This window comes from Salipiger sp., from assembly GCF_059781815.1.
Window position 1 is genome coordinate 5,983 of the sequence record NZ_JBYNAH010000224.1, and the last position, 2,677, is coordinate 8,659.

Annotated in this window: 3 protein-coding genes; 1 reads left to right on the forward strand and 2 read right to left on the reverse strand. The window is 69.6% G+C overall.

Annotated elements, in window-relative coordinates; all coding sequences use genetic code 11:
- Positions 1 to 105 precede the first annotated feature (105 nt).
- Positions 106 to 891, forward strand: a complete 786-nt coding sequence (locus tag AC6RA4_RS20570; protein WP_500163519.1) for a hydroxypyruvate isomerase family protein — start codon at positions 106 to 108, stop codon at positions 889 to 891.
- Here AC6RA4_RS20570 and AC6RA4_RS20575 read toward each other — a convergent pair.
- Positions 888 to 1,814, reverse strand: a complete 927-nt coding sequence (locus AC6RA4_RS20575; protein WP_500163521.1) for a sugar kinase — start codon at positions 1,812 to 1,814, stop codon at positions 888 to 890. The genes AC6RA4_RS20570 and AC6RA4_RS20575 overlap by 4 nt on opposite strands.
- A 42-nt stretch (positions 1,815 to 1,856) precedes the next feature.
- Positions 1,857 to 2,677, reverse strand: an 821-nt coding sequence (locus AC6RA4_RS20580; RefSeq protein ID WP_500163522.1) for an FAD-binding oxidoreductase, incomplete at its 5' end; no start/stop codon positions are given.

Here is a 2,677-nt window from a genome sequence, read left to right on the forward strand (position 1 = left end):
GCCGGCCCGGCCCCCCCTTCGTTTTTTGGGTCTAAAATTGGCGGGGGGGGCGGGCGGGGCCCCCCCCCCCCTCCCCAATGTCCCTACAGGGCGCGGGGCCCCCTGATGCGCATTTCCGCCAATCTCGGCTTCCTCTACACCGACCTTCCGCTGCCCGCCCGCATCCACGCCGCCGCGGCGGACGGCTTCGACGCTGTCGAATGCCACTTTCCCTACGATCACGCCCCGGCGGAGATCCGCAGCGCTCTCGACACAACCGGCCTTGCCATGCTGTCGCTCAACACCCGCCCCGGCAACGCGGCGGCGGGCGAGTTCGGCCTCGCAGCGCTTCCGGGCCGCGCCGAGGAGGCCCGTGCCGCCGTGGCGCAGGCGGTCACCTATGCTGCTGCGATCGGGGCAGGCGCGGTGCATGTCATGGCAGGCCGGAGCTTTGCGGCGGCAGGGTCCGAGGAGGCCTTCCGCGCCACGCTGACCGATGCCTGCGACCTTGCCGCGCGCCACGGCATGACCGTGCTGATCGAGCCGATCAACACGCGCGACGTGCCGGGCTACCACCTGACCTCGCTGGAGCAGGCGGCAGACACCCTTGCCGCGCTCGGGCGCGACAATCTGAAGATCATGTTCGACTGCTACCACCTGCAGATCCTGCAGGGCGACCTGACGCGGCGCTTCCGGGATCACCTGCCGCTGATCGGCCATGTGCAGATCGCAGCCGTCCCAGATCGCGGCGAGCCCAATGCGGGCGAGCTCTGCTACGCAAGCCTGCTCAAGGCCTTCGAGGAGGCCGGCTATCGCGGCGCCATCGGCGCCGAGTACCGCCCCCGCGGCGGCGACACGCGCGCGGGCCTTGGCTGGCTGCCCAAGCTCCGCGCCGCGCTCGCCGGCGTCTAGGCCGGCTCGAGCCCGGCCTTGCTCACCGCGTCCGTCACCAGCGCGCCGCGGCCCTGGATCACCTGACCCGCGAGCGCCATCGCGCCGCGGGCCGCATCCTCGAGCGGGCGGCCAAGCGCCAGCCCGGCCAGAAGCCCCGCGGCAAAGCTGTCGCCGGCGGCGGTGGTGTCGACCACGCTGTCCACTCGGGTCGCGGGGATCACCTGGGCGCCGCTGTCACGTTGCCAGAGCAGCAGATCGCCCGGACCCTGCTTCACCGCGACCAGATCCGCCCCCTGCGCGCGGTAGCGCTCGAGGCTCTGGGCCGGATCGTCGTTGCCGAACAGCACCTGCTCCTCGTCGAAGGAGGGCAGCACGATATCCGAGGTCCGCGCCCCCATCATCAGCCCTGCGCGCATCGCCTCGGGGCTCTCCCAGAGCTTCGGGCGCAGGTTGGTGTCGAACGCCACGATGGCCCCGCGCGCCCGCGCGCGCGCCAGCGCACCGCAGAAATACTCGCGCTCCTTTGGCGGCAGGATGGCCAGGGTGATGGCCGAGAAATGGATCATGTCGCGGCCCTTGAGCGCCGCATCGAGCCATTTCAGATCCTGCCCCATACGCTTGGCCGCCGATTGGCCGCGCCAGTACGAGAAGCTGCGCTCGCCCTCCTCGATGGAGATCATGTAAAGCCCCACCGTCGCATCCGGCAGCCGGCGCACCGCAGAGGTGTCGATGCGCTCGCCCTCCATATAGGCCAGCATCTCGTGGCTGATCGCGTCCTCGCCGACGCAGGTGGCATAGCCCACGCTCCACGTCTCCGGCAGCATCCGGCGCATGTACCAGGCGGTGTTGAAGGTGTCGCCGGCAAAGCCGCGGCGATAAAGCCCGTCGCCGGCCTCGGACAGTTCGACCATGCATTCGCCAATGGCGAGAAAGGCGCTCATTGCGTCACTCCTTCGTCTCCGGATCCGCGGGCAGGGCGCCCGTCAGGCTTCCGGCGGTAACAGTTTGCCGGGGTTGAGGATAGCCTGCGGGTCGAAGGCTGTCTTCACGCGGCGCATGACGGCCATAGCCGCACCGTGCTCGGCATCCATGTATTTCTGCTTGCCAAGCCCGATGCCGTGCTCGCCCGTCACCGTGCCGCCAAGGCGCAGCGACACCTTGGCGAGCGCGCCGGAAAACGCCAGCACTTCGTCGATCTCGGCGGGATCGCCGGGATCGAAGCGCAGCCCGCAGTGGAAATTGCCGTCACCCACGTGACCCACGATGGTGCAGGTGAGCCCACGCGCCTCGGCCTCGGCGCGGGCCGCGGCGATGGCTTCGGCCAGCCGCGAGATCGGCACGCAGACATCGGTCGAATAGGTGCGCTTGCCAGGCCGCGGATCGAGCGCCCCGATCGCCGGCAGAGCGCCGTGACGCAGGCTCCAGAGCGCGGTGCGGGCCTCGGTGGTTTCCGCCTCCTGCCAGCCTTGCGCACCGGCATCCGCGGCGATCTCACGAAAGCTTGCCACCTGTTCGCGCGCCGCGTCAGGAGCGCCGTGGAACTCAATGAAAAGATGCGGTTTTTCCGGCATGTCGGTGCTGCTGTGCAGGTTGAAGCCGCGCACCATCATCTCGTCGACCAGCTCGATCCGCGCCATCGGGATGCCGCTCTGGATGGTCAGGATCACGCAATCGACCGCCGCCGCCACGTCATCGAACCGGCAGGTCGCCGCGGCCACCGCCTCGGGTTGGCCATGCAGCTTCAGCGTCAGCTCGGTGATCAGCCCCAGCGTGCCTTCCGAGCCCACCAGCAGGTGGGTCAGGT

Coding starts and splice junctions, on each gene's coding strand:
- AC6RA4_RS20570 (WP_500163519.1), top strand. CDS start 106: ATGCGCATTTCCGCCAATCTCGGCTTCCTCTACACCGACCTTCCGCTG.
- AC6RA4_RS20575 (WP_500163521.1), bottom strand. CDS start 1,814: ATGAGCGCCTTTCTCGCCATTGGCGAATGCATGGTCGAACTGTCCGAG.